1 protein-coding gene is annotated in these 1,079 nt (G+C 70.6%); it reads left to right on the forward strand.

Going from position 1 to position 1,079, the window contains the following annotated elements:
• Positions 1 to 526: 526 nt before the first annotated feature.
• Positions 527 to 934, forward strand: coding sequence for a cobalamin B12-binding domain-containing protein (locus tag K6I34_RS37335; protein WP_229332450.1), 408 nt, complete (start codon positions 527 to 529; stop codon positions 932 to 934).
• Positions 935 to 1,079 lie beyond the last annotated feature (145 nt).

Here is a 1,079-nt window from a genome sequence, read left to right on the forward strand (position 1 = left end):
CTCCTGGGCCAGGCCGGTGGGATAGAGCAGCACATGGCCGGTGAGGATCGCCAGCTCCAGCAGTGTGGAGCGGACGAGCGCCGCCCTGGGGCGTAACAGGGCGGCGAGGAGAGTGAGCAAGCGCAGGGCCACCATGGCCGACCTCCGGAACGGCACACAGAGGGCGGCGCTTGTCCCCCCGTGCGCAGTCATGGGCAGCAGCTGTGCAGAGGCCGGACGCACCGCTGTGCCGTGCGGCTGTCGGCGCAGCGGTGCGGCGACCTCGCCGCGGCTCCCCTCGCGACCACCCGCTGTCCCGCTCGGCCGGTGGCGCGAGTGGCTCCTTGACCCGTGAGATACGGAAGCGCGAGGGCGGTGCGTAGCGAACGTGTTGTCCCACGTGTGATTTCCCCCTCCCTCTCCACCGCGAAACGGCCGGGTGCGGGATGCTGGCGATAACGTTCGTTCACATCCCGGCCCCCAGGGGGAGCCGGGGACCCTCGCGGCCGGTCACCGGCAGTCGTACATCTCGTACTTGGAGGCAGTGATGGGAGTGGCCGGTCCGATCCGTGTGGTGGTGGCCAAGCCGGGGCTCGACGGCCATGACCGCGGGGCCAAGGTCATCGCTCGGGCGCTGCGCGACGCCGGTATGGAGGTCATCTACACCGGTCTGCACCAGACGCCGGAGCAGATCGTGGACACCGCGATCCAGGAGGACGCCGACGCGATCGGTCTCTCCATCCTCTCGGGTGCCCACAACACGCTCTTCGCCAAGGTGATCGAGCTGCTGCGGGAGCGGGACGCGTCGGACATCAAGGTCTTCGGCGGCGGGATCATCCCCGAGGAGGACATCGCCCCGCTCAAGGCGCAGGGGGTCGCGGAGATCTTCACGCCGGGGGCGACGACGGCGTCGATCGTGGAGTGGGTGAACGCGAACATCAGCCGCGATGCCTGACGCCTGACGGGTGACCCGGTGGTGGCTCCGGCCGCCGTCTTGCGGCTTCCCCGCCGTGTCCGCCCTGCGGCCGCGTCCTCAAACGCCGGACGGGCTGGGTGGGTGGTGAGGTGGGGAGTGTTTCCGGGGGGCTGCGCCCCCGGGC

The sequence above is a fragment of the Streptomyces sp. UNOC14_S4 genome (genome assembly GCF_020740835.1).
Taxonomy (GTDB): domain Bacteria; phylum Actinomycetota; class Actinomycetes; order Streptomycetales; family Streptomycetaceae; genus Streptomyces.

Excerpts from the sequence above, each read along its gene's own strand:
- K6I34_RS37335 (WP_229332450.1), top strand. The coding sequence starts at position 527 with ATGGGAGTGGCCGGTCCGATCCGTGTGGTGGTGGCCAAGCCGGGGCTC.